Source organism: Mesorhizobium sp. RSR380A, assembly GCF_054719385.1.
In genome coordinates this window covers 1,927,009-1,949,529 of the sequence record NZ_JBTTIB010000001.1, presented here as the reverse complement: position 1 = coordinate 1,949,529, position 22,521 = coordinate 1,927,009, and the positions used below count along the sequence as shown (strand labels likewise).

At 63.4% G+C, this 22,521-nt stretch carries 27 protein-coding genes; 13 read left to right on the top strand and 14 right to left on the bottom strand.

Annotated features, from left to right (window positions below; all coding sequences use genetic code 11):
- Positions 1–13 precede the first annotated feature (13 nt).
- From lptC to ptsN, 6 genes are all read left to right on the top strand, one after another.
- Positions 14–727 carry an LPS export ABC transporter periplasmic protein LptC gene (lptC, locus tag ACYG9Z_RS09410; RefSeq protein WP_023751409.1) on the top strand — a complete coding sequence of 238 codons (714 nt, stop codon included), beginning with the start codon at positions 14–16 and terminating at the stop codon, positions 725–727.
- Positions 714–1,298: an LptA/OstA family protein gene (locus ACYG9Z_RS09405; RefSeq protein ID WP_023683069.1), complete on the top strand. Its 585-nt coding sequence runs from the start codon at positions 714–716 to the stop codon at positions 1,296–1,298. Before lptC ends, ACYG9Z_RS09405 begins: the two co-directional genes overlap by 14 nt.
- Positions 1,295–2,113, top strand: coding sequence for an LPS export ABC transporter ATP-binding protein (lptB, locus tag ACYG9Z_RS09400; protein ID WP_023669746.1), 819 nt, complete (start codon positions 1,295–1,297; stop codon positions 2,111–2,113). The genes ACYG9Z_RS09405 and lptB overlap by 4 nt, the downstream gene beginning before the upstream one ends.
- Positions 2,114–2,327: 214 nt before the next feature.
- Positions 2,328–3,854: an RNA polymerase factor sigma-54 gene (rpoN, locus tag ACYG9Z_RS09395; RefSeq protein WP_023683070.1), complete on the top strand. Its 1,527-nt coding sequence runs from the start codon at positions 2,328–2,330 to the stop codon at positions 3,852–3,854.
- A 397-nt stretch (positions 3,855–4,251) separates the two neighbouring features.
- The gene (gene hpf, locus ACYG9Z_RS09390) at positions 4,252–4,836 is read left to right on the top strand and encodes a ribosome hibernation-promoting factor, HPF/YfiA family (RefSeq protein ID WP_023751408.1); all 585 of its coding nucleotides are present in this window, start codon (positions 4,252–4,254) and stop codon (positions 4,834–4,836) included.
- Between the two features lie 108 nt (positions 4,837–4,944).
- Entirely contained in the window at positions 4,945–5,409 is a 465-nt protein-coding gene (gene ptsN, locus ACYG9Z_RS09385; protein ID WP_023669743.1) for a PTS IIA-like nitrogen regulatory protein PtsN, read from the top strand.
- A 71-nt stretch (positions 5,410–5,480) separates the two neighbouring features.
- Here ptsN and ACYG9Z_RS09380 read toward each other — a convergent pair whose 3' ends face one another.
- Both ACYG9Z_RS09380 and ACYG9Z_RS09375 read right to left on the bottom strand, forming a co-directional pair.
- Positions 5,481–5,738, bottom strand: coding sequence for a BQ00720 family protein (locus ACYG9Z_RS09380; protein ID WP_023751407.1), 258 nt, complete (start codon positions 5,736–5,738; stop codon positions 5,481–5,483).
- Positions 5,739–5,802: 64 nt separating this feature from the next.
- Positions 5,803–6,228 (bottom strand): Hsp20 family protein, encoded by a 426-nt coding sequence (locus tag ACYG9Z_RS09375; RefSeq protein WP_023669741.1) that lies wholly within the window; start codon positions 6,226–6,228, stop codon positions 5,803–5,805.
- Positions 6,229–6,372: 144 nt separating this feature from the next.
- On the opposite strand from ACYG9Z_RS09375, the gene ACYG9Z_RS09370 reads away from it, so the two are divergent.
- Positions 6,373–7,314: a nucleoside hydrolase gene (locus tag ACYG9Z_RS09370; RefSeq protein ID WP_023698210.1), complete on the top strand. Its 942-nt coding sequence runs from the start codon at positions 6,373–6,375 to the stop codon at positions 7,312–7,314.
- Between the two features lie 61 nt (positions 7,315–7,375).
- On the opposite strand, the gene ACYG9Z_RS09365 is transcribed toward ACYG9Z_RS09370, so the two are convergent.
- From ACYG9Z_RS09365 to ACYG9Z_RS09340, 6 genes are all read right to left on the bottom strand, one after another.
- Positions 7,376–7,747: a hypothetical protein gene (locus tag ACYG9Z_RS09365; protein ID WP_023733586.1), complete on the bottom strand. Its 372-nt coding sequence runs from the start codon at positions 7,745–7,747 to the stop codon at positions 7,376–7,378.
- A 57-nt stretch (positions 7,748–7,804) separates the two neighbouring features.
- Positions 7,805–8,077 (bottom strand): hypothetical protein, encoded by a 273-nt coding sequence (locus tag ACYG9Z_RS09360; RefSeq protein WP_023712342.1) that lies wholly within the window; start codon positions 8,075–8,077, stop codon positions 7,805–7,807.
- Between the two features lie 142 nt (positions 8,078–8,219).
- Entirely contained in the window at positions 8,220–8,834 is a 615-nt protein-coding gene (locus tag ACYG9Z_RS09355) for a LysE family translocator (protein ID WP_023669737.1), read from the bottom strand.
- A 98-nt stretch (positions 8,835–8,932) separates the two neighbouring features.
- Entirely contained in the window at positions 8,933–10,393 is a 1,461-nt protein-coding gene (locus ACYG9Z_RS09350) for an amidase (protein WP_031243998.1), read from the bottom strand.
- Positions 10,390–11,298 carry a ribokinase gene (locus ACYG9Z_RS09345; protein WP_023726465.1) on the bottom strand — a complete coding sequence of 303 codons (909 nt, stop codon included), beginning with the start codon at positions 11,296–11,298 and terminating at the stop codon, positions 10,390–10,392. The genes ACYG9Z_RS09350 and ACYG9Z_RS09345 overlap by 4 nt, the downstream gene beginning before the upstream one ends.
- 141 nt (positions 11,299–11,439) lie before the next feature.
- Positions 11,440–12,345, bottom strand: a complete 906-nt coding sequence (locus tag ACYG9Z_RS09340) for a methylated-DNA--[protein]-cysteine S-methyltransferase (protein ID WP_031243997.1) — start codon at positions 12,343–12,345, stop codon at positions 11,440–11,442.
- Between the two features lie 115 nt (positions 12,346–12,460).
- Between ACYG9Z_RS09340 and ACYG9Z_RS09335 the strand changes: the two genes are divergently transcribed.
- Positions 12,461–13,276 carry a class I SAM-dependent methyltransferase gene (locus ACYG9Z_RS09335; RefSeq protein ID WP_023751405.1) on the top strand — a complete coding sequence of 272 codons (816 nt, stop codon included), beginning with the start codon at positions 12,461–12,463 and terminating at the stop codon, positions 13,274–13,276.
- A gap of 10 nt (positions 13,277–13,286) precedes the next feature.
- Here the strand turns inward: ACYG9Z_RS09335 and ACYG9Z_RS09330 are convergent, their stop codons facing one another.
- Positions 13,287–13,781 (bottom strand): DUF2244 domain-containing protein, encoded by a 495-nt coding sequence (locus tag ACYG9Z_RS09330; RefSeq protein ID WP_023669732.1) that lies wholly within the window; start codon positions 13,779–13,781, stop codon positions 13,287–13,289.
- Positions 13,782–13,803: 22 nt separating this feature from the next.
- Between ACYG9Z_RS09330 and nth the strand changes: the two genes are divergently transcribed.
- Positions 13,804–14,637, top strand: a complete 834-nt coding sequence (gene nth, locus ACYG9Z_RS09325; RefSeq protein WP_023683078.1) for an endonuclease III — start codon at positions 13,804–13,806, stop codon at positions 14,635–14,637.
- Here nth and ACYG9Z_RS09320 read toward each other — a convergent pair.
- The 4 genes from ACYG9Z_RS09320 to ACYG9Z_RS09305 all read right to left on the bottom strand — a co-directional run bounded on the left by ACYG9Z_RS09320 (position 14,597) and on the right by ACYG9Z_RS09305 (position 18,293).
- Positions 14,597–16,105: a tripartite tricarboxylate transporter permease gene (locus tag ACYG9Z_RS09320; RefSeq protein ID WP_023751404.1), complete on the bottom strand. Its 1,509-nt coding sequence runs from the start codon at positions 16,103–16,105 to the stop codon at positions 14,597–14,599. The two genes, nth and ACYG9Z_RS09320, sit on opposite strands and share 41 nt — an antisense overlap.
- A 10-nt stretch (positions 16,106–16,115) precedes the next feature.
- Positions 16,116–16,589 (bottom strand): tripartite tricarboxylate transporter TctB family protein, encoded by a 474-nt coding sequence (locus ACYG9Z_RS09315; RefSeq protein WP_023751403.1) that lies wholly within the window; start codon positions 16,587–16,589, stop codon positions 16,116–16,118.
- A 98-nt stretch (positions 16,590–16,687) separates the two neighbouring features.
- Positions 16,688–17,665 (bottom strand): tripartite tricarboxylate transporter substrate-binding protein, encoded by a 978-nt coding sequence (locus ACYG9Z_RS09310; protein WP_023751402.1) that lies wholly within the window; start codon positions 17,663–17,665, stop codon positions 16,688–16,690.
- 172 nt (positions 17,666–17,837) lie between these two features.
- Positions 17,838–18,293, bottom strand: coding sequence for a DUF2214 family protein (locus ACYG9Z_RS09305; protein ID WP_023751401.1), 456 nt, complete (start codon positions 18,291–18,293; stop codon positions 17,838–17,840).
- Positions 18,294–18,434: 141 nt separating this feature from the next.
- On the opposite strand from ACYG9Z_RS09305, the gene ACYG9Z_RS09300 reads away from it, so the two are divergent.
- From ACYG9Z_RS09300 to ACYG9Z_RS09290, 3 genes are all read left to right on the top strand, one after another.
- The gene (locus tag ACYG9Z_RS09300) at positions 18,435–18,665 is read left to right on the top strand and encodes a YdeI/OmpD-associated family protein (RefSeq protein WP_023683083.1); all 231 of its coding nucleotides are present in this window, start codon (positions 18,435–18,437) and stop codon (positions 18,663–18,665) included.
- A 142-nt stretch (positions 18,666–18,807) separates the two neighbouring features.
- Complete coding sequence (locus ACYG9Z_RS09295; protein WP_023700089.1) at positions 18,808–19,347, top strand: GNAT family N-acetyltransferase; 540 nt, start codon at positions 18,808–18,810, stop codon at positions 19,345–19,347.
- A gap of 120 nt (positions 19,348–19,467) precedes the next feature.
- Entirely contained in the window at positions 19,468–20,568 is a 1,101-nt protein-coding gene (locus ACYG9Z_RS09290; RefSeq protein WP_023751400.1) for an OmpA family protein, read from the top strand.
- Here the strand turns inward: ACYG9Z_RS09290 and ACYG9Z_RS09285 are convergent.
- Positions 20,555–21,328 carry an IclR family transcriptional regulator gene (locus ACYG9Z_RS09285; RefSeq protein WP_023751399.1) on the bottom strand — a complete coding sequence of 258 codons (774 nt, stop codon included), beginning with the start codon at positions 21,326–21,328 and terminating at the stop codon, positions 20,555–20,557. The two genes, ACYG9Z_RS09290 and ACYG9Z_RS09285, sit on opposite strands and share 14 nt — an antisense overlap.
- Positions 21,329–21,534: 206 nt before the next feature.
- Between ACYG9Z_RS09285 and ACYG9Z_RS09280 the strand changes: the two genes are divergently transcribed.
- Complete coding sequence (locus tag ACYG9Z_RS09280; protein WP_023751398.1) at positions 21,535–22,512, top strand: Bug family tripartite tricarboxylate transporter substrate binding protein; 978 nt, start codon at positions 21,535–21,537, stop codon at positions 22,510–22,512.
- Positions 22,513–22,521 lie beyond the last annotated feature (9 nt).

Below are 22,521 nucleotides of genomic sequence, written 5' to 3'. Positions count from 1 at the left end.
TTAGAAGTCAGTCATGCTTGCGCGATCGAACGAACCGACCAATGCCGATGCGGCCTTGGCGCCCACGGCGCCAGCGGGCACGCGCGGCGACGCCTTCGACCGCGCCCAGCGCCACTCGCGCCGCGTGCGCGTGCTTAAGTTTGCCGTGCCGGTGCTTGCCGCCGGGATCGCGGTTGCGTTTCCGGTCTATTCCTATCTGGCGGCGCCGATCAACATTTCGATACAGGCAGACGGCACCGCTTTCGCGGATGGCAAGCTGGTGATGGCCAATCCGAAGCTCAACGGCTTCACCAAGGACAAGCTGCCCTATTCGCTGACGGCCTTGCGCGCCATCCAGGATGTCGGCAAGCAGGACATCATCGAACTCGAAGGCATCCATGCCAAATTGCCGCTGACGGCCGACAATGTGGCGACCGTCGACGCCAAGCGCGGGATCTACAACAGAAACGCCAACACGATGGACATGACCAGCGACGTTACCGTCACCACCACCGACGGCGTCGCTGCCATCTTCAAATCGGTCTTCCTCGATATGGGCAAAGGCTCTATGAAGACAGGTGATGCGGTCGATGTCAGCCGTAACGGCTCGCGGATCACCGCGGGTTCAATGTCGGTCGAAGACAATGGCAAGGTCATCGTTTTCGAGAAAAAGGTAAGCGTTCACATCGATCCGGCCACTATGAAGGCGGCAGAGGCAAAGAGCGGAGAAACGAATGCGTCCCAGTAATTCGGCACGGCTTGTCGCCGCAGCTTCGGCCTTGCTGTTGCTGGGTATGGCGCCGTCCTGGGCTCAGTCCAGCGCCAGCAGCCAGTCCGGGCTCAAACTGTCGGGCGACCAGCCGATCCAGATCGAGAGCGACAAACTTGAGGTCCGCCAGGCCGACAGCATGGCGCTGTTCAGCGGCAACGTCACCGTCACGCAAGGGCCAACGCTGCTCAAGGCCGGCAGCATGGAGGTCTACTACGTCAAGGACCCCAACGCCGCCAAAGGTGCTGCCGCCGGCGCTTCGGCGATGACCGGTTCGGCCAATATCGACCATCTGGTGGTCAAGAACAAAGTCTACATCAAGTCGAATGACCAGATCGCCACCGGCGACAACGCCACGTTCGACATGAAGACGCAGGTGCTTGTTCTGTCGGGCAAGGAGGTCGTCTTGTCCCAAGGACCCAACGTCCTCAAGGGCTGCAAGCTCACCGTGCAGATGAAAAGCGGCCTTGCTCAGGTCGATGGCTGCGGCGGGCGCGTCATCATGTCGATGACGCCGCCACCGAAATCCGAGGCCCCGAAGCCCGAATGACTGGCGTGTCTTCGCTGCTGACCCGCCTTCCGGGACGGGCGGCCAGTAAACTTGCAGCACCGGCCACAGTCACCGTTGATTCCTCGAAGTTCAAGGGCACCCTGATCGCCAAGGGTCTGACCAAGAGCTACAAGGGCCGCAAGGTGGTCAGCGGTGTCACCATCGGCGTGCGCGCCGGCGAGGCTGTCGGGCTGCTCGGGCCGAACGGCGCCGGCAAGACCACCTGTTTCTACATGGTCACCGGCTTGGTACCGGTCGATGAGGGCACGATCGAGATCGACGGTTTCGACGTCACCTCGATGCCGATGTACCGCCGCGCCCGCCTCGGCATCGGCTATTTGCCGCAGGAAGCCTCGATCTTCCGCGGCCTGAATGTCGAGCAGAACATCCGCGCCGTGCTCGAAGTGGTTGAGAAGGACCGCAAGGTGCGCGAGCGCAATCTCGACGAACTGCTCGAGGAATTTCACATCAGCCATCTGCGGAAGTCGCCGTCCATGTCGCTGTCGGGTGGCGAGCGGCGGCGTCTTGAGATCGCCCGAGCTTTGGCGACGCGCCCGGCCTACATGCTGCTCGACGAGCCGTTCGCCGGCATCGACCCGATTGCCGTCGCCGACATCCAGCAGCTGGTTCGTCATCTAACGGCGCGCGGCATCGGCGTGCTGATTACCGACCACAATGTGCGCGAAACGCTCGGCCTCATCGACCGCGCCTACATCATCCATGCCGGCCAGGTGCTGACTCATGGCCGTGCCGACGAGGTGGTGGCGAACCCCGATGTGCGCCGGCTCTACCTCGGCGAAGGTTTCACGCTCTGAGCGTGAAATTTGTTTCCTGACGTGATTTTTGCCGCCCCGCCGGGCTTTTTTCTCCGATTTTGCGTGAGATAATGCTTCGGTAGGGGCCTTTTGCCATCGTTCGCCTTGACAAGCAAAAGCCGGGCCAGTTTCTATGGAAGGTCGGAAAAATTCATTTTCCGGCAGCTTCTGATGTGTAGGCTTCCGGGTGCAGAAGGGCGTTTGAAACCGAACCATGGCGTTGGCGGCGAAACTACAGCTACGACAATCCCAGTCGCTGGTGATGACGCCGCAGCTGATGCAGTCGATCAGGCTGTTGCAGCTCACCCATGTCGAGCTCGACCACTTCATCGACGACGAGATCGAGCGCAATCCGCTGCTGGAGCGCGCCGAGCCCCAGGATGACGCCGCAAGCGACCAGGTGCAGAAGGGCGATGCCGCTCCTGAGCCTGCCGCCGATGGCGACTGGTTCGAAAACGAGACGGCGTGGAGCGCCGAAGCGATCTCCGACAAGCTCGACAGCTCGCTGGAAAATCTGTTCCCCGACGATCCCGGCACCAGCGAGCGGCTCGGCCCGGACCTGACGGCGCAGTGGAAGTCGGCCACCGGCAATAGTTCGTCCGGTTCTTCCGAAGGCTTCGACGTCGGCGACATGGCAGCCGCGGCGATCACGCTGCGCCAGCATGTCGGCGAGCAGATCGCGCTTGCCTTTGCCGATCCGGCCGCAAGGCTGATCGCAGCCGAACTGGCCGACGGCCTGGACGAGGCCGGCTATCTGCGCGCCGATCCCGCCGAGATCGCCAAACGGCTCGGCGCCGATCAGGCGATGGTGGCCAATGTGCTGGCAGCCTGCCACACATTCGAGCCGGTCGGCCTGTTTGCGCGCGACCTTGCCGAATGCCTGTCGCTGCAGCTTGCCATGCGCGATCGTCTCGATCCGGCGATGAAGACGCTGATCGGCAACCTAGAACTCCTGGCGCGGCGCGATTTCCAGACGCTGAAGCGGCTTTGCGGGGTTGACGAGGAGGATCTCCTCGACATGCTGGCTGAAATCCGCGCGCTCGACCCGCGCCCGGGCATGGCGTTTTCGGGCGGCGCCAGCGACGCCATCGTCGCCGATGTCGAAGTCCGCGCCGCCAATGACGGCAGCTGGACGGTCGAGCTCAATGCCGAGACGCTGCCGCGCGTGCTTGTCGATCACATCTATTTCGCCCAGGTCTCGCCGCATGCGAAGAATCAGGCGGAGAAGGATTTCCTGGCCGAATGCCTGCAGAATGCCAACTGGCTGACGCGCAGTCTCGACCAGCGGGCAAAGACGATCCTGAAAGTGGCGTCGGAAATCGTGCGCCAGCAGGACGCTTTTCTCGTCCATGGCGTGCGTCAGCTCAGGCCGCTCAACCTGCGCACGGTGGCCGATGCCATCGGCATGCATGAATCGACCGTCAGCCGGGTGACGGCCAACAAATACATGCTGACGCCGCGTGGCGTGTTCGAGCTGCGTTATTTCTTCACGGCTTCGATCGCGGCGTCGGGCGGCGGTGATGCGCATTCCTCGGAAGCGGTGCGCGACCGCATCAAGCAGCTGATCGACGAGGAAAAGCCCGCCGATGTGCTGTCCGATGACGCAATCGTCGATATGTTGAAGGAAAGCGGCGTCGATATTGCCCGGCGCACGGTGGCCAAGTACCGGGAGGGTATGAATATTCCCTCGTCGGTGCAGCGGCGGCGTGAAAAGCGCGCTCTGGCGAGCGCGGGGCGCTAGGTCTGCTTGCCCGGCAAGGCTTTTGCTATGGCTGGATTCCACAACTTTCCGACCTTAAAGCGCACCGCGCTGAAACGGATTCATACGACGCGCTTTAAGTCTTTGTTTTGATGCATGTCGTTGTCCCAGAACCGCAGCGCACTTCTGGGCGACATGCATTAATTGACAAGCTGCAATGAAGTGTCTAGAAGCCCGCCCGCATGAGACGGGCTCGCGGCCCGCATGCGGATGGTCCGTCACGATGAAGGCCACGGGACGGCCAAGAAGGCGGATTGTGATCAACCGGAAAGTTCGGATCTAAAATCGGCGCGAGTTGACGCCGCAAAGCTTGTGCGCACGGATCACGAGTATAAACTCTGGCCAGTTTGAAGCCTGAGCAAGGAAGGTCAGTTTTCAGATGAAATTGCGCATATCGGGTAAACACATGGATATCGGCGATGCGTTGCGTACGCGCATTACCGATCGTGTCGGCGAGGCGATTGGAAAATATTTCGATCGCGGTTTTTCAGGGCACGTCACGGTCATCAAATCGGGGTCGCGTTACTCGGCCGATTGCATGATCAGGCTGGATTCCGGCGCTTCGCTGCAGGCAACCGGCGATTCCCAAGATCCGACACTTGCCTTCGAGGCGGCCGCGGACCGCCTCGAAACCAGGCTGCGGCGCTACAAACGCCGTCTGAAATCGCACAATTCAGGCAATGGAAATGGCGAAATCACCGACATCGCCTATACGGTAATGGCGCCGCTGACTGATGACGATGAGGACATTCCGGAGGACTACGCCCCGGCCATCGTCGCCGAATCAACCATGACGCTGCAGACCATGTCGGTCGCGTCGGCGGTCATCGAACTCGACACCAAGGACAGCCCGGTTTTCGTCTTCCGCAACGCCGGAAACGACCACCTCAACATCGTCTATCGGCGGCCGGACGGAAATATCGGCTGGATCGACCCGTCGACGACCAAAGTCGCACAGGCGTGACGACAACGACAATGGTCGCACAGGTGACGACAATGGTCGCACAGAGATGATAGCCAGCCGCGCGAGGGGCGAGGACTGGTGACGGCAGGCGAATAAGGGATTTCAAATATGGATCTGAGCGATCTTCTCAACGTTCCGGCGATCTTGCCGGCGTTGAAGGCGAACTCCAAAAAGCAGCTTCTGCAGTTGCTGTCCGAGAGAGCGGCGGCGATTTCCGGCATTCCGGAGCGCGAAGTGTTCGACACCATCCTGCAGCGCGAACGGCTGGGCTCCACCGGCGTCGGCAACGGCATCGCCATTCCGCACGGCAAGCTCGCCGGGGTGAAGCGCATCGCCGGCGTCTTTGCCCGGCTGGAGACGCCGGTCGATTTCGAGGCCTTGGATGACCAGCCGGTCGATCTGGTGTTTTTGCTGCTGGCCCCGGAAGGCGCCGGCGCCGATCACCTCAAGGCACTGTCGCGCATCGCCAGGGTTTTGCGCGACGCCGACACGGTGGCCAAGATCAGAGGCACGCGCGACGCGGTCGCCATCCACGCACTGCTTTCGGACACGCAGGCCTCGCACGCCGCCTGAAGTTCTTCGGATTTAAGTCTTCCAGGGGCCGCCGAAGGCGGCCCTCTCCATTTCAACCGCCAGCAGTCGCCTTAGTGAATGGCGACAGTGGTCAGGTCGTTTTCCATGGCGCCGGCCAAAGCCCGGTCTTTCGCATCCGAAAGCAGGATCGGCTGGCCGTTGGCGGCAAACAGGGCCCACAGGACCATACCAGGCGCTAGTTCGCCGAGGTTGGGGAAGCGCCCGAGCAGCTCGTCGCTCGAGACCTTGCGGAGATAAGCGACCGAGCCTTCGCCGAGATGGGCGAATTCGCCGCTGGTCATGGTGATGGTTTCGTCAGTTCTGGTCATTTCAAGCCTCCTTGGCGCGAGGACGCCGCTCAAGGCCATCCCGCATGAGAGCCATCGGTAAAGATCAGTCTTTCACCGATATATTTATTTTCCGTACCAGCCGTTCGGTATCCGGCCGATCGAGATCGATCGACAAAAGGCCGTTCTTCAGTTCCGCTGCGATCACCCGCATGCCGTCGGCCAGCACGAAACAGCGCTGGAACTGGCGCGCGGCGATGCCGCGGTGGAGGAATTCGCGCTCGGTGTCGTCGGTTTGACGGCCGCGCACGACCAACTGGTTTTCCTCCGTGGTGACATCGAGATCGCTTTCGGCGAAACCCGCGACAGCCAGCGTAATGCGCAGCCTTTCGGCCTTGCCGTCAGCACCGCTGAGGCGCTCGATGTTGTAGGGAGGATAACTGTCACCGGATTTCGCCAGTCGTTCCAGGGTCTTTTCCATGGCATCGAAACCAAGGAGAAGCGGGCTGGAGAAGGGCGTCATTCGGCTCATGTTACACTGTCCTCTTTGGAGCGACATAAACTGGAAAAACCCGGATGGCATTTTTCCCGATGGTCTTGATATGGTCCGCGCCGCGGCCAAGTTCAAGCCGCCGAACACCCCCGCCAAAAAGACTCCCCCGCATAAGGAAATGAAATGCCCCAGACCCGCAAGATCATCATCGACACGGATCCCGGCCAGGACGATGCCGTCGCCATATTGCTGGCGCTCGGCAGTGCCGAGCTGGAGATCGTCGGCATCTCTGCTGTTGCCGGTAACGTGCCGCTGAAATTGACCGAAAAGAACGCCAGGAAAATCTGCGAACTGGCCGGACGGCCCGATATCAAGGTCTATGCAGGCGCCATCCGCCCGTTGGCGCGCGAACTGGTCACCGCCGAGGAAGTGCATGGCAAGACCGGCCTCAACGGCCCGCAACTGCCAGATCCGAAGATGAAGCTGCAGGGCCAGTATGCGGTCGACTTCATCGTCGAGACCCTGATGAAGGAAGAGGCCGGTACGATCACCCTGTGCGCGCTCGGCCCGCTCACCAATGTCGCGCTGGCGCTGATCCGTGAGCCGAAGATCGCGCCGCGCATCAAGGAAATCGTACTGATGGGCGGCGGTTTCTTCGAAGGCGGCAATGTCACGCCGACCGCAGAATTCAACATCTATGTCGATCCGCAAGCCGCCGACCTGGTGTTCAAATCCGGCATTCCGATCGTCATGATGCCGCTCGACGTCACCCACAAGGCGCTGACCACGGCCAAGCGCACGCAGGCCATCCGCCAGCTCGGCACCCGGGTCGGCACCGCGACGGCTGAGATGCTGGAGTTCTTCGAGCGCTTCGACGAGGAGAAATACGGCACCGATGGCGGCCCGCTGCACGACCCCTGCGTCATCGCCTATCTGTTGAAGCCGGAGCTGTTCAAGGGCCGCAACTGCAACGTCACCGTCGAAACCACCTCCGAACTCACCATGGGCATGACCGTGATCGACTGGTGGGGCGTGACCAAGCGGCCGAAGAACGCCATGGTGATGCGCGACATCGACCATGACGCGTTTTTCGCGCTGCTGGTTGAGAGGTTGGCGCGGCTTTAAGCCTGCCTTGATACAGATCGTTCGCCCAGGGGCTTAGCGCTTCTGGGCGATACCTGTGCACTTATTCGCGAAGCAGGCGGTATGTTTCGGTATCGTTGCGGCGACGCTGCCGCTCGATCGAAACCTTGGAGCCAATGGCTCTCGGCACTGTCGTGTTGTCATATGCAAACACCAGGCCGTCATTTTCATCGAGGCGAATTCCATACAAGTAACGGAACCCGCTGCCGATCGCGACCTCGGGACTTGCAGGAGCGTTGAGAACGTTGACCACTGTACCGGTCAGGCGTTCGACATTGGCGATGGGGCTGCTTTGCCTCGCAATCGGGATGCCAATTGCAAGGCCGCAAACGCCCACGACGAGGATGGTGATGAGGATGCCCCTGAGGTTCTCCTGCAGGGTCATCCAGGCAAGGGAATGCCGAGCCTTGGCCATGCGTATCACCTGACAGCAAGGACGCTGCGTTTCATTGGTATCGTGACCGGCGGTCGTTCAATTTGCGAACCTGTAGAAGGTCGATCCATTCTCGCGCGTGACGCGCTCCAATCTTGCCGGCGCGCCGATCAGATGCGGGAGGTCGTCTTCGACAAGAATGGACGAACCGGTTTCGAGTGCAACCAGATAAAGCGTTCGGCCGTTGTCTGAATGGGTACTTTTGACCGTTGCGTCGATTGGCTCGACCGACCGGATGGGGCTGGCATCATTCGTCCATTTGTAGAGAGCCGAAGGAACCATCACCGCAAACAGGACGACGATCAGGATCACGCCGGGCGCGTCCCTTTTTATGCCAGCGTAAGTCCATGACATCGACGTGAATCCCCCCACGCCGATTCATGTGGTGGCGTGAAGATTGACTTTCAATCAGCCTTCACGTACCGGCCCCGTTGGGAACGACCGTTGGCGGTCGTCACTTCGCCTTGGAAAACGCCAGCCACAGGCCGCCGCCGACCAGAAAGCTGCCGCTGATCCTGGACATCAGCTTGATGCGGCTGGCCGAGAGCAGGCGGCCGGCGCGGCTGGCGGCGAGCGCGTAGGTCGAGTCCGAGACGGCGGCAAAGATCATGGCGGTAAGGCCCATGACGACGATCTGCAGGGTGTAATTGCCCTGCGGGGCGATGAATTGCGGGAAGAAGGCGCCGAAGAACACCAGGGTCTTGGGGTTGCTCAGCGCCACGAGCAGGCCCTGCAGGAAGAAGCCGCCGCGCGGCTTTCTCGCGGTGCCGTCGGCATTCAGCGCGCCCTTGGAACGGAACATCTGCACCCCCATCCAGATCAGATAGGCGGCGCCGATCAGGCGTACCCATTCGAACCAGTGGCCCATGCCCGATATCAGCGTGTTGAGGCCGATGCCGACAATGGCGATCATCACGGCGAGCCCAGCCTGCGTGCCGGCGACATTGGCAAGGCCGGCGCGGTAGCCATGGCGGATGCTGTTGGCGATGATCAGCGTGACAGTCGGACCGGGCACCAGGATGATGACGATGCAGGCAAGGACATAGGCAGCGTAGAGTTCCAGCGACATGGGGATTTCCTCGAGGATGCGCTTAGGCGGCTGGCTGCAATCAATGCATGGCGGCGGGGGCTGGTGCAAGCCGGTCGCAGACCGTGCCGCCCCTCGCGTCAGGACGCCCCAGCCTGCCAAGGCAAGGTCGCCTCATAGGCCGCTCCGGCCCTGAGCACGGCGAGGTCGCCGCGCGGCCGGCCGATCAGCTGCATGCCCAAGGGGCGGCCTTTGTCGTCGAAGCCGACGGGCACGTTGAGCGCCGGACAGCCGCCGAGCGTGGCGAAGGCCGAAACCTGCATCCAGCGATGGTAGCTGTCCATCGTCCGTCCGGCGACCTCACTTGGCCAATGCGTGCCGACTTCGAAAGGAAACACCTGCGCCGTCGGCAGCGCGATGAGATCGAAGTGCTCGAACAGCGACAGCAGCGTCCGGTGCCAGGAGGTGCGGATGACCGAGGCCGCGCGGATCTGCGGCGCCGTCAGTCGCATGGCGTTCTCCACCTCCCAGACGGCTTCCGGCTTCAGCAGGGCGCGCTTGTGTGGGTCGTCATAATGGACTTTCAGCGCCGAGCCGCTGCTCGCCTGCCGCAGCGTCACGAAGGCTTGCCACAGTGCCTCGAAATCGAAATCCGGCAGCAAGGGCTCGGTCAGGAAGGATGCCTCCGCGAAGCGGCCGAGTGCGGCCTCGCACAGGTCGAGGATGCCAGGCTCTACCGGCAGGTGACCGCCGAGATCACCGAGCCAGCCGACGCGGCCGCCGCTTGCCGGCGTTGCCAGCCCTTCGAGGAACGAACCAGGCTTTTCCCAGGACAAGGGCGCATGCGGATGGTAGCCCGCCTGCACATCGAGCAGCAGCGCCATGTCGCTGATGCTGCGGCCCATCGGTCCGTCTATGCCCATCTGGGCATGAAAGACTTCAAGATCCGGCCCGCCGGGGACAAGGCCCTGCGACGGGCGGAAGCCATAGACATTGTTCCACGCCGCCGGATTGCGCAGCGAGCCGCCGAAATCGCTGCCGTCGGCGACCGGAACCATGTCGAGTGCAAGGGCGACCGCAGCGCCGCCGCTCGACCCGCCTGCGGTGAGCGCCGGATCGAAGGCGTTCAGCGTCGGGCCGAACACGTTGTTGTAGGTGTTGGATCCCAGCCCGAATTCGGGAACATTGGTCTTGCCGATGATGATGGCGCCGGCCTTGCGGATGCGCTCGACGAAGAAATCGTCCTCCTGCGGCACGAAATCGGCAAAGATCGGCGAGCCGAAACTGGTCCTCAAGCCGCGCGTCATGGCGAGGTCTTTTATCGCCATCGGCAGGCCAAACAGCGAGCCGGCCGGCCCGCCTTGCGCTAGATGCGCGTCCGCCGCGTCGGCCTCGCGCAGGATGTCGGAGCGCTCGCGCAACGAGACGATGGCGTTGACCAGCGGGTTTACCGCGTCGATGCGGTCGAGGAATGCGGCGACCAACTCGCGCACGGACAGGCGGCGCAGCCGGATCGCCTCGGCCAGGTCGACAGCGGACATCCGGCAGATGTCGCCGGCGGGGGGCACGGCGTGCTTCGTTGTAGGGCGCAGGGCAGTCATCCGGCGTTGTTGCGCAGGGCGGTGTCCACATCCGCGGCCAGCGGGATGGCCGGCTGGGCGCCGGGCTTCAGGCAGGCGAGTGAGCCGGCGGCTGCGGCGCGGGTGAGAGCCTGCTCCAGCGGCAGGTTGGACGCCAGCCCGGCAGCGAGATAACCGCAAAAAGTATCGCCGGCCCCGACCGTGTCGACCGGCGTGATTTTCAGCGCCGGCACGGTCAGGAAATCCTCCGGGGTCGCCGCCAGCACGCCGTCGCCGCCGAGCGTGACGACGATGGTGCGGCCGGTTTTGCCGGCGAAGTCGCGCATGCGCGCCGGGCGGTCGCGGCCTTTCAGCGACAGCGCCTCGCCGTAAAGGTCGAATTCGGTTTCGTTGGCGACGGCGTAGTCGGCCTTGCCGAGCAACGCTGCCGCCTCGCTACGGAACGGCGCGGTGTTGAGCACGGTGACGGCGCCGGCGGCGCGTGCGGCGTCAAGCGCTGCATCGACGGTCTGCAGCGGGATCTCGTGCTGCAGCAGGACGACGTCGCCCTTCGCAAGGAAAGCCTTGGCGAGATCGCCGGGCAGCACCGAATCATTGGCGCCCGGCACGACGGCGATGACATTCTCGCCGTCGGCACCGACGAGGATCAGCGCCGTGCCGGTGGAGGCGAAGCTCTGGCCGACGCCGGAGAGATCGACCTTGCCGGCCACGAGCAAAGCGAGGGCTTCGGTTGCGAAATTGTCCTTGCCGACGGCGCCGACCATGCGCACCTTGGCGCCGGCGCGCGCCGCAGCCAGCGCCTGGTTGGCGCCCTTGCCGCCGGGCGCGGTGGCGAAGCCGGAGCCGCGGACCGTCTCGCCCGGCGAAGGCAGGCGGTCGACATTGGCGATAAGGTCGAGGTTGATCGAGCCGACAACGATGATCAAGAAAGCCTCCTGCGGAATGCGCGGGAAGCTAACCTGTAAGCCGGCGGCTTGCCAGAGCGTGCGGATGTTTTGCGCCGGGAGCTCGCAAAAAGAACAACACCGGCGAAGGGATTTCGCCGGTGTTGTTTGATGCGGGCAGCTTCAGGACGCGGTCTGGCCCGCTTCCCAACCGAGCATGGCGCGTTTGCGGGTCAGGCCCCAGTGGTAGCCGGTGAGTGCGCCGGACTTGCCCAGCGCCCGATGGCAAGGGACGACGAAGGACAATGGGTTGGCGCCGACCGCCGCCCCCACCGCCCGGCTGGCGTTTGGCGCGCCGATCCTGGAGGCGATCGAAGAATAAGTGCAGGCCTTGCCCATCGGGATCCTGAGCAGCGCGTCCCAGACGCGCAGCTGGAAGTCGGAGCCGATCATCACCACGCGCAGCGGCTGGTCGGCGCGCCATAATGTCGGATCGAAGATGCGCGCCGCATAGGGCTGGGTGGCGCTCATGTCCTCGATATAGGTGGCGTTCGGCCAGCGGCCCGACATGTCGGCGAAAGCCGCCCGCTCGCCGCCCGGATCGTTGAAGGCGAGCCCCGCAAGGCCACGGTCGGTGACCATGATCAGGGCGATGCCGAAGGGCGAGATGTGGTAGCCGTAGCGGATGGTCAGGCCAGCGCCGCGCGTCTTGTAGTCGCCCGGCGACATCGCTTCATGGGTGACGAACAAATCGTGCAGCCGGCCGGGGCCGGACATGCCGAGTTCGAACGATGTTTCGAGGAGCGGCATGCCGGAATCGAGCAGTTTGCGGGCATGGTCGAGGGTGACCGCCTGCAGGAAGGCTTTTGGCGACAGGCCGGCCCAGCGGGTGAACAGCTTTTGCAGGCCCGTGGGTGTCTCGCCGACATCGGCTGCCAGGGCTTCCAGCGAGGGCCGGTCGCGATAGTCGAGGCTGATCTTCTCGATGGCGCGGCGCACGACCTCGTAGTCGCTGCCCTCGGGGGTGATGTCGTGCTGCAGGATCGCTGTCGGTTTCATCTGCGTATTCATGGTCATCTGGGCGTTCATGGCAATATCTCCTTGACCGCGAATATCGGTCTTTCCGCCCCTTGCAACCACCCGAAACTTGCCTTGTTGCCGCCTGTTCCCAGATAAATACTGGATTGCGCCCCGGGAGATGCCAATGTCCGGCGAAAGGGTGAATCTGAGCGGAGCAAGGGAGACCTTGCTGATGACGCTTTATGGCAAGGCGCTGGAAAGCCGGCTGCCGCATTCGCTGCTCGGGGATCGCTTCGCCGACGAGGCCGTGCGCAAGATCGACTTTGATTTCTCGCGCCTCAAGGTCGACACCAATCTCGGCATCGGCCTGGCGATCCGGGCCAAGACGTATGATGTCCGCGTTCAGGACTTCATCGCCAGAAATCCCGGCGCCATCGTGCTGCATCTCGGCTGCGGGCTCGATACGCGCATTTTCCGTGTCGATCCACCCGAAGGCGTGGAGTGGTTCGATGTCGATTTTCCGGATGTCATCGCGCTCCGGCGCAAGCTTTACCCGTCCCGGGACCACTACCACCTCGTCGGCTCTTCGGTAACCGACCCAGACTGGCTGGCAGAAGTGCCGAGCAATCGTCCGGCCGTCGTGGTGATGGAGGGGTTGACGCCTTATCTCCCGGCAGAGGAGGGGCCACGGCTGCTGTCACGCCTTGTCGCGCATCTTGCCGGCGGCGAGCTGATGTTCGACGCCTACAGCCACTTCGGCCTGAAGATGCTGCGCCTCAATCCGACCATCAGGGCGACGGGCGCCGAGGTTCACTGGGCGATCGACGACCCGCAGGTACTGGAGCGTGCCGTTCCGAAGCTGCGCTTTGTCGACGATATCTCGGCCTACAGCGCGGAACGCACAGCGCATATGAGCTGGTCCGCAAAACTGTTCATCGGGCTCTGGAGACACATTCCCGCATTGCGCAAGGTCGGCAGGATTTTACGCTACCGGTTCTGACGCGCCGGCTCTAACGCGTCCTGGCTTTTGTCAGAGCACGTGAAAATGCAGTGGCAAAACTCTCGCGGGAGTCAGGGTCCAGGAATGACCCGATCGGCACATTCTGTCCTTGTGCTTCCACCGTCATCCTGGTGATGCCGATCTCGGCATGGCGAGCGACGGAAAAGCGCGCCCAGAACGGGTTGAAGCGATGCGCTTCCGACTTTCCCGAGGGCGCCGTCTTGCGGATGTCGAGGCTGGTGCGCGACACCGACACTTCCTCGCGGGCACGGGCGGCACGATAGTTGGCGCGGAAGGCGATGTAGACGGCGATGACGTCGAGGCCGAAGAAGCCGAACACCGGCCAAGCGCCGCGCGACAGGAAAAACGCCCCGGTCACCACCCAGCCGAACAGCAGCGCGCCCATCAGCACGGCAAAGCCGGTGCGGCCCAGCGAGCGGTGCGGTGTCAGCAGCGCCTGGAAGAATGGCTCGTCGGCCTGAAACGAGGCGTTTGTGTCGCTCATCCCAGGATATTATAGGAGGGAAATGGCCAGCCCCAAGTCCAAAAATCTTTCCCTATCCAAAAGTGAACTGCCGCCCGGGCGGCGCGACGGCTCGAATGCCAAGCCGCGACCGCGGCCGGCGCGGCTCCGTTCGCTCTACAGCGCCGCCGAGGTGCATGAGATCTTCCGGCGGTTTTCGGTGCAGCGGCCCGAGCCGAAGGGCGAGCTCGAGCACGTCAACGCCTTCACGCTGCTGGTGGCCGTGGTGCTGTCGGCGCAGGCGACCGATGCCGGCGTCAACAAGGCGACGCGGGCGTTGTTCAAGGTCGCCGACACACCTGAAAAGATGCTGGCGCTGGGCGGAGCCAGGGTCGGCGAGTACATCCGCACCATCGGACTCTGGCGCAACAAGGCCAAGAATGTCGTGGCGCTCTCGGAGGCGCTGATACGCGATTACGGCGGCGAGGTGCCCAGCGAGCGCGATGAATTGGTCAAGCTGCCGGGGGTCGGGCGCAAGACCGCCAATGTCGTGCTCAACATGGCGTTCGGCCAGCACACGATGGCGGTCGACACCCATATTTTCCGCATCGGCAACCGCCTCGGCCTGGCGCCAGGCAAGACGCCCGAACAAGTCGAGCAAGGGCTGCTGCGGATCATCCCGGACGAGTATATGCGCCATGCGCATCACTGGCTGATCCTGCATGGCCGCTATGTCTGCAAGGCGCGCAAGCCCGATTGCCCGGCCTGCGTCATCGCCGATCTCTGCAAGGCCGAGGTGAAGACGACAGACGTGCCGGCGCCGCTCGTGGAAATCGCGGCGCCCGGCGTCCCGACAACTAGCTTTCCTCCACGAACACCTCTTCGCGCTTCTTCTTGACCGACGGCAGGAAGACGACGACGAGCACGGCCAGTGCGACGAGCAGCAGGCCGGCGCTGATCGGCCGCGTCACGAAGGTCGAGGGGTCGCCGCGCGACAGGATCATGGCGCGGCGCAGGTTTTCCTCGAGCAGCGGGCCGAGCACGAAGCCGAGCAGCAGGGGTGCGGGTTCGCAGCGCAGCTTGGTCAGGATGTAGCCGAGCAGGCCGAAGAATGCGACCGCGTAGAGATCGAAGGCGTTGGTGTTGACGCTGTAAACGCCGATCGAGCAGAACGCCATGATGATCGGGAAGAGCACATAATAGGGGATCGTCAGCAGCTTCACCCACAGCCCGATCAGCGGCAGGTTCAGCACGATCAGCATCAGATTGCCGATCCACATCGAGGCGATGATGCCCCAGAACAGCGCCGGCTGCTCGATCGCGACATTGGGGCCGGGCACGATGCCCTGGATGATCATGGCGCCGATCATCAGCGCCATGACCGGATTGGCCGGAATGCCCAGCGTCAGCATCGGAATGAAGGAGGTCTGGGCGCCGGCATTGTTGGCCGATTCCGGGCCGGCGACGCCGGCGATGGCGCCCTTGCCGAACTCCTCCGGGTGTTTCGACACGCGCTTTTCGACCGTGTAGGAGGCAAAGGCCGCAAGCACCGCGCCGCCGCCGGGCAGGATGCCGAGCGCCGAACCGATGATCGTGCCCCGCACGATGGGCGCTGCCATCGCCTTGAAGTCGTCGCGGGTCGGCATCAGGCCGGAGACCTTCTTGATCATCACCGAGCGCTCGTGCTCATTTTCGAGATTGCGCAGGATCTCGGCGATGCCGAAGACGCCGACCGCCACCGCGACGAAGTTCAGCCCGTCGGCATATTCGCGGATGCCAAGCGTGAAGCGCGGCGTGCCGGTGTAGATGTCGGTGCCGACAATGCCGAGCAGCAGGCCGAGCACGACCATCGCCAGCGCCTTGACGATCGAGCCGTGGGCGAGCGCGATGGACGAGACGAGGCCGACGATCATCAGCGAAAAATATTCGGCCGCGCCGAATTGCAGGGCTATGGCCGTCAGCGGCGGGGCAAAGACGGCGACGAGGAAGGTCGACACCGTGCCGGCGAAGAACGAGCCGATCGCGGCGATCGCCAGAGCCGCCCCGGCGCGACCGTTCCTGGCCATCTGGTAGCCGTCGATCGCGGTCACGGCCGAGGAGGATTCGCCGGGCATGTTGATGAGAATGGCGGTGGTCGAACCGCCATACTGGGCGCCGTAGTAGATGCCGGCCAGCATGATGAGGGACGACACCGGGTCGCCGATCTGGAAGGTGATCGGCAACAGCATGGCGATGGTTGCGGTGGCGCCGATGCCGGGCAGGACGCCGATCAGCGTGCCGAGCAGGACGCCGATCAGGCAGAAACCGAGATTTGCCGGCGTGGTGGCCGTCGAGAAGCCGAGTTCGAGGTTCCTGAGGAGGTCCATCTCAGCCGCCTCACAATGCCAACCATTGGGGCAACCAGGGGCCGAAGCGCTGGAATGGCAGCCCGAGCGCGTAGCTGAAGACCAGCACCGAAAACAGCGTCAGGCCGGCCGACAGCAGAAGTGCCGTCAGCGGCTTCATGCGGGCGCTGGCAAAAGAGGCGATCAGCGCCGCCAGGAAGATCGACGGGACGAAGCCGAGGCCGCGCACCGTCAGGCCGAAGAAGATCGGCGCCGGCAGGATGAACAGCATGCCGCGCCACGCAATGGGGCCGATCGGCTCGCCCTCGACGCGCACCGCCTGGACGAGGATGATGGCGCCGAGCACGATCAGCACGATCGCCAGCACCAGCGGGAAATAGCCCGGTCCCATGCGGAAGGCGGTGCCGATTTCGAGGCCGAGCGATTGTATCGCGAAAAAGGCGCCGAAAAAGATGAACAGCGCGGCGCACAGGCCGTTTGTCCTGTCGATGGCGAAAGGTTTCATGGCGGTCCTCCCCTGACCCTTGCAACGGGCTTGCCGTTGCAAATGTGAAAACGGACGTCGAAGCGAAAACGGGGCGCTGGCAGCGCCCCGTTCAAGCCTCAGTCGGCGTATTGGCCGGCCGCTTCGATGATCGGCTTCCAGCGCATGATCTCGCCTTCCAGCTTGGCCTTCAGCGCTGCCGGCGTCGCGTCGGCCTCGGACGACGGCTTGGTGCCGAGTTCGGCGAAGCGGGCGATGACGTTGGGGTCCTTCAGCGCGACCTGGAGCGATTTCGACAGTCGGCCGGTGATCTCGGCCGGCGTGCCCTTCGGCGCATAGAGGGCGTGCCAGATGCTGACCTGCACCGCGGGCAGGCCGGCTTCGATGGTCGTCGGCACGTCCTTCAGCACGTCGAGGCGTTCCGGCGTGGTGACGGCATAGGCCTTGATCGTGCCGCCCTGGATCTGCTTGGTGGTGTTGGTGGTCTGGTCGCACATAATGTCGACCTGGCCGCCGAGAAGGTCGGTCATGGCCGGGCCGGTGCCCTTGTAGGGTACGGTGACCAGCGGCGTGCCGATGGCGCTCATGAACAGCATGCCGCACAGATGCGAGGCAGCGCCGATGCCGGCATTGGCTACAGTGATGGTGTCCTTGTTGGTCTTGGCGTATTCGACCAGCCCTTTCAGGTCGGCCGGCTCCAGATCCTTGCGGGCGACGATCGCCATCGGCACCTCGGTGACGAGGCCGATATACTCGAAGGCGTTCAGCGTGTCGTAGGCGAGTTTTCTGTAGAGGGTCGCGCTGGTCGCCATGCCGATGTGATGTAGGAGCAGCGTGTAGCCATCCGGGTCGGCGTTGGCGACGCGGCCGGCACCCAGCGTGCCGCCGGCGCCGCCGACATTTTCGACGATGATCTGCTGGCCGAGATCCTTCGACATGGCTTCGGCGACGAGCCGCGTGACCGTGTCGGTCGGACCGCCGGCCGCAAACGGCACGACGACGGTGATGGTGCGCTCGGGATAGGTCTGTGCGCTGGCGGTGAACGAATAAAGCGTGACGGCCGCGGCGGCGGCCAGGGCGGCTACAATTTTCCTCATCGTAATTCTCCTCCCAGGATATCAATCTCCGATCGCTGTGCAGGTCAGGCAGCGAGGGTGCAACAAAGGCAAGCTAACAGATTGTCGCCTGACGCAAACTGCAAAATACAGTCGTGCGCAACCATGGCGATCAGTGGGGAGTATGCCCGGAGAAGATGGGTTTGGCGTTGCTTCAATAACCGTAGCCGCGCGCCATCGCCGCCGCGAAGATCGGGATCAGCAGGAAGATGAAGGCTTCGGCGCGCACATAGGTCTTCACCGAGGCGAGTTCCGCCACCGGCACCTGAAAGCCGGGATTTGCACTGGCTTGCCGGTTCCAGGAGATGAAGCGGATGGTCGGGATGATCGACAGCAGGCCAACGATGCCGAATGCCGCCATCTTGGTCCAGAACACCCAGTTGTAGACATAGAACTCCCAGCCCTTCAGGCCGTAGATGACGCGGCAGATGCCGATGATGATGATCAGCATGGCGATGATGCCATAATGGCGGTCGATGCCGGCAAGCCGCTTGAGCGTGGCGGCGGAGAGGTCGCCGCGGATCAGGACAAATTCGGCGCCGATGATGCCGGCCAGCGACAACACCAGCAGATGATGGAAAATGGCAAGCACGAGATCGGTGGTGTCCATGGCGTTCTCCTCCCATTGGCGGTAACGAGACCGGCCCTTGCCGGACCGGTTGCGAAAGGTAGCATCGTTCGGCAGAATTCCCAGAGGCGGACCTGGGTTGGACCATCGGCGTCGCCATCCTGACAGCTGGGGTTTTCTGAAATGACCGGACTGAAGCGCGCCCTGAACCCGATGCCGGACGACATCCGCATCGCCCTGACCGAAAAAGGACTGACAGCGGCCTACGAGGCGCGGCCGGACTACCAGAAGAACGATTATCTCGGCTGGGTCGCCCGCGCCAAACGCAGCGACACCAGGCAGAAGCGGCTCGACCAGATGCTGGACGAATTGCGGCGCGGTGGGCTCTACATGAAGATGGTCTGGCACGGCTGAAAGTAAGCCGACGCTGTTCGCTTCGACCGCCTGGTCGCGCCAGGCCGTTCGGAAGCTTCCCTGGCTGAATGATGATCCGGCTTGGCCCTTGTCCGGGCGCGCTGGTTTGCTAAGCGCTGACCGTCAACGGAGGCAGAGTTTCATGGGCAGTCCAAAAACAGCCGGCGTCCCGGTTCTCGAAACGGAACGGACCATCATGCGGGCGCACCGGATCGAAGATTTCGACGACTATGCCGTCATGTGGGCCGACCCCGTCACCACCCGTTTCATCGGCGGCAAGCCGCGGACGCGGGAGGAAAGCTGGATGCGGTTCCTGCGGCATGCCGGCCTGTGGTCGCTGCTCGGCTACGGCTTCTGGGCGGTCGAGGACAAGGCCAGCGGTCGCTTCATCGGCGAGGCCGGATTCCATGATCTGAAGCGCGACATCGAGCCGTCGCTCGAGGGCATTCCGGAAGCCGGCTGGGCGCTGGCGCCGCAAGCGCATGGCAAGGGTCTTGCCAGCGAAGTCGTCAGAAGGGCCCTGGCCTGGGGCGACGAAACCTTTGCCGGCGCGAGAACCGTCTGCATCATCGATCCGGAAAACACCGGCTCGTTGAACGTCGCGGCAAAGTGCGGCTACACCAAGGTCCTGGAAACCACTTATCACGATGGGCCGACGATCCTGCTCGAACGGCGGGTGTGAAGCGCTTCATCGACGCAATTTCCACGTTCTGCCAGGGTTGGCTATTCTAATCTAGCTACGCAATTCCTGTGGGAAAACCGCTCACACTTTTCCTGGAATTGCTCTTTGGGGGAGCCGACCATGCGTGCGATCAATGCGATATTTCTGAAGCTTTTCTGGGCGGGGCTGCTGCTCCTGGCGGCCGTGCAACTGGCGGGCGCCGATGCGACGGTGCCGACCGCCGACATCGAGGGCGGTGCCGACAATCATCTGGCCAAGCGCTACGAGGGGTCGTTCATCGTCTCCTACGAAAAATTCGCCTATACCGATTTTACAGTGCCGCTGTCGCCGCTGAAGCCGAGCGCCGATCCGGATGCCCGTGACACGATGAACAACCGTGTGTTCGCGCCGGACAAGAAGGCTGAGGTCGAAGGCGCGCTGACCCGCATCGCCTATGTGCTGCCGGCCGAGCGCTCCCCGCTCGAAGTGCTGCGCAACTACCAGGATGTGATCGCGGCCGCCGGCGGCGAAGTCCTGTTCGAATGCAAGAAGGAAGAGTGCGGCGGCGCCGCCGACCGGTCGTCGAGCGGTGGCGGCGGCGACATGAGCCTGATGATGTATTTCTTCCATGAAAGCGACGTCAAGGACGCGGCCTTTTCCAATGGCGCCTGTGCGGTAACCACCGGTATCAACGACCAGCGCTTCTTCGCCGCCAAGCTGCCGCAGGACGGCGGCGACGCCTATGTCACGGTTCAGGCCTATTCGCTGATCGACGACCTCTACTGCAAGGAACTCAACGGCCGCACCATTGCCGTCGTTCAGGTGCTGGAGCCCAAGGCGCGCGACAAGAAGATGGTGGTGGTCGAAGCGGCCAAGATGGCGGATTCGCTGTCGGCCACCGGCTCCATCTCGCTCTACGGCATCTTCTTCGACACCGACAAGGCCGACATCAAGCCGGAATCGGAACCGACCTTGAAGGAGATCTCGACGCTTCTGACCAACGAGCCCGGCATGGCGGTGATCGTCGTCGGTCATACCGACAACCAGGGCGCGTTCGACTACAATATCGATCTGTCGTCGCGGCGGGCGCAGTCGGTGAAGGCGGCGCTGGTCTCGAAATACGGCATCGATGGCGGCCGGCTGACCGCCGCCGGCGCCGGCATGATGGCGCCCGTCGCCAGCAATGACAGCGAAACCGGCCGCGCCAAGAACCGCCGTGTGGTGCTGGTCAAGGCGAACTGAGACCGGTCACGGTTTCAGCGCCGGCTAGGCGCCTTGCCTGCTCCAGCATCGAGGCATCCTCGCCGAAGGCGCGGGTGGCGCGAGCGGCGGCCTCCAGCAGGTCCGGTGTCATGCGGCGCAGGAACGCCGTATCGACGCGTGTCGACGGGCCGGCCAGCGTCAAGGCGCCGAGCAGAACGCGGCCCGGTCCGAACACCGGCACCGAGACGCCCGCCGTCTCGGGGTCGCGGTCGCCGATCGACAGATAGTGGCAGGCCTTGCGGATGGTCTCGTATGGTTCGCCCGGCTGGCCCGAAAACGCTGCCAGCACGCGGCCGCCAGAGCCGGCGAGCAACGGCAGCAGGTCGCCTTCCCGGATCGTGTAGCGGATCGGGTGCTTGGACTCGACGCGGTAGAGACAGGTGCGGGCGTCGCCGGAGCGGACATAGAAGGCGACGCTTTCCCAACTGCGTTCGGCAAGATCGCGCATGATCGGCAGCAGGATGTCGACCGCCACGACCGACCGCTGGTAAAGCGCGCCAAGCCTGAAGGTGGCAGGTCCGATGCGGTAGCGGCCGTCGTCGAGCCGCTCCAGCAACTGCCCGCGCAGCAACGAGTTCGCCAGCCTCAAAATGGTGCTTTTGTAGAGCCCGGTGCGCGCCGCGATCTCGGCCAGGCTGAGCGAGCGGTCGGCGGTCGCGAACGCATCGAGAATGGCGATCGCACGGTCGAGTGCGGCGACGCCATCTACCTGTAAGGGCTGGGATCGCGCTTCGGTCATCTCATGAACAGTTTCATCCCAGTTTACCTGCTCGGACAAAGGCCGACCGAAGCGACTGTGCCGCACATCCATGGTTCTGTCTAGTAGAACAGCGTTCCTGTTGACAGAACGTCCCGAAATCGGCATGAATTTTTGCCGAGCGGGTCTGTTTTCAGGCTACGTTTCTGGCAGGCACCGGAGGAGGTGTCGTGATTTGGAGGAATCCCATGCTGAACAGACGCAGATTTTTGATGAGTACCGCGGCCGCAGGCGCTGCCGGTTTCGTCGCAACGCATTTGACGCCCGCTTTCGCTCAGGATGCACCGCAGATCCAGATCTTCGTGCCGGCCGCGCCCGGCGGTGGCTGGGACCAGACGGGGCGCACCATGGACCAGGTGCTGCGCAGTGAAAAACTGATCTCCGGCTCGCAGATCACCAATGTCGGCGGCGCCGGCGGCACGGTCGGCCTGCCGCAGTTCATCAGCCAATGGAAGGGCAAGGGCAATTCGCTGATGGTGGCCGGCATGGTCATGGTCGGCGCCATCATCGCCAACAAATCGGCCAACAACCTCTCCGAAGTCACGCCCATCGCTCGCCTCACCGGCGAGTTCGAGGCGCTGGTAGTGCCGGCGGATTCGCCGTTCAAGACGGCCGGCGATTTCGTTGCGGCGCTCAAAGCGGATCCGACCAAGGTTCCCGTGGCCGGCGGCTCGGCCGGCGGCTCCGACCACATCCTGTTCGGGCTGATCGCCAAGACGGTCGGCGTTCCGGCAACCAACCTCTCCTATGTGCCTTTCGCCGGCGGCGGCGAGGCGCTGTCGGCGCTGCTCGGCAACCAGGTGGCGGCCGGCATTTCCGGCTTCGGCGAGTTCTCCGAGCAGGTCAAGGCGGGCGCGCTTCGGCTGTTGGCGATCTCCGCCGACAAGCGCCAGGACGGCATCGACGCACCGACGATGAAGGAAGCCGGCATTGACGTCGAACTGTTCAACTGGCGCGGCGTCTTCGCACCGCCAGGCGTCTCCGACGCCGACAAGGCGGCGATGGTCACGATGATCGAGACCATGGCCAAGAGCGATGCCTGGGCAGCCGAATGCAAGAACCGCAACTGGACGCCCATCCTGCTCACCGGCGACGACTATGCGAAATTCCTCGTCGACGACACCGCCCGCATCACCGCGATCCTCAAGGATCTCGGCCTCGCCTGATGTCTTCAG

Bases quoted from the DNA above. Each gene is read 5' to 3' on its own strand.
- lptC (WP_023751409.1), top strand. From the start codon at position 14: ATGCTTGCGCGATCGAACGAACCGACCAATGCCGATGCGGCCTTGGCG.
- ACYG9Z_RS09405 (WP_023683069.1), top strand. From the start codon at position 714: ATGCGTCCCAGTAATTCGGCACGGCTTGTCGCCGCAGCTTCGGCCTTG.
- lptB (WP_023669746.1), top strand. From the start codon at position 1,295: ATGACTGGCGTGTCTTCGCTGCTGACCCGCCTTCCGGGACGGGCGGCC.
- rpoN (WP_023683070.1), top strand. From the start codon at position 2,328: ATGGCGTTGGCGGCGAAACTACAGCTACGACAATCCCAGTCGCTGGTG.
- hpf (WP_023751408.1), top strand. From the start codon at position 4,252: ATGAAATTGCGCATATCGGGTAAACACATGGATATCGGCGATGCGTTG.
- ptsN (WP_023669743.1), top strand. From the start codon at position 4,945: ATGGATCTGAGCGATCTTCTCAACGTTCCGGCGATCTTGCCGGCGTTG.
- ACYG9Z_RS09380 (WP_023751407.1), bottom strand. From the start codon at position 5,738: ATGACCAGAACTGACGAAACCATCACCATGACCAGCGGCGAATTCGCC.
- ACYG9Z_RS09375 (WP_023669741.1), bottom strand. From the start codon at position 6,228: ATGAGCCGAATGACGCCCTTCTCCAGCCCGCTTCTCCTTGGTTTCGAT.
- ACYG9Z_RS09370 (WP_023698210.1), top strand. From the start codon at position 6,373: ATGCCCCAGACCCGCAAGATCATCATCGACACGGATCCCGGCCAGGAC.
- ACYG9Z_RS09365 (WP_023733586.1), bottom strand. From the start codon at position 7,747: ATGGCCAAGGCTCGGCATTCCCTTGCCTGGATGACCCTGCAGGAGAAC.
- ACYG9Z_RS09355 (WP_023669737.1), bottom strand. From the start codon at position 8,834: ATGTCGCTGGAACTCTACGCTGCCTATGTCCTTGCCTGCATCGTCATC.
- ACYG9Z_RS09350 (WP_031243998.1), bottom strand. From the start codon at position 10,393: ATGACTGCCCTGCGCCCTACAACGAAGCACGCCGTGCCCCCCGCCGGC.
- ACYG9Z_RS09340 (WP_031243997.1), bottom strand. From the start codon at position 12,345: ATGAACGCCCAGATGACCATGAATACGCAGATGAAACCGACAGCGATC.
- ACYG9Z_RS09335 (WP_023751405.1), top strand. From the start codon at position 12,461: ATGTCCGGCGAAAGGGTGAATCTGAGCGGAGCAAGGGAGACCTTGCTG.
- ACYG9Z_RS09330 (WP_023669732.1), bottom strand. From the start codon at position 13,781: ATGAGCGACACAAACGCCTCGTTTCAGGCCGACGAGCCATTCTTCCAG.
- nth (WP_023683078.1), top strand. From the start codon at position 13,804: ATGGCCAGCCCCAAGTCCAAAAATCTTTCCCTATCCAAAAGTGAACTG.
- ACYG9Z_RS09320 (WP_023751404.1), bottom strand. From the start codon at position 16,105: ATGGACCTCCTCAGGAACCTCGAACTCGGCTTCTCGACGGCCACCACG.
- ACYG9Z_RS09315 (WP_023751403.1), bottom strand. From the start codon at position 16,589: ATGAAACCTTTCGCCATCGACAGGACAAACGGCCTGTGCGCCGCGCTG.
- ACYG9Z_RS09310 (WP_023751402.1), bottom strand. From the start codon at position 17,665: ATGAGGAAAATTGTAGCCGCCCTGGCCGCCGCCGCGGCCGTCACGCTT.
- ACYG9Z_RS09305 (WP_023751401.1), bottom strand. From the start codon at position 18,293: ATGGACACCACCGATCTCGTGCTTGCCATTTTCCATCATCTGCTGGTG.
- ACYG9Z_RS09300 (WP_023683083.1), top strand. From the start codon at position 18,435: ATGACCGGACTGAAGCGCGCCCTGAACCCGATGCCGGACGACATCCGC.
- ACYG9Z_RS09295 (WP_023700089.1), top strand. From the start codon at position 18,808: ATGGGCAGTCCAAAAACAGCCGGCGTCCCGGTTCTCGAAACGGAACGG.
- ACYG9Z_RS09290 (WP_023751400.1), top strand. From the start codon at position 19,468: ATGCGTGCGATCAATGCGATATTTCTGAAGCTTTTCTGGGCGGGGCTG.
- ACYG9Z_RS09285 (WP_023751399.1), bottom strand. From the start codon at position 21,328: ATGACCGAAGCGCGATCCCAGCCCTTACAGGTAGATGGCGTCGCCGCA.
- ACYG9Z_RS09280 (WP_023751398.1), top strand. From the start codon at position 21,535: ATGCTGAACAGACGCAGATTTTTGATGAGTACCGCGGCCGCAGGCGCT.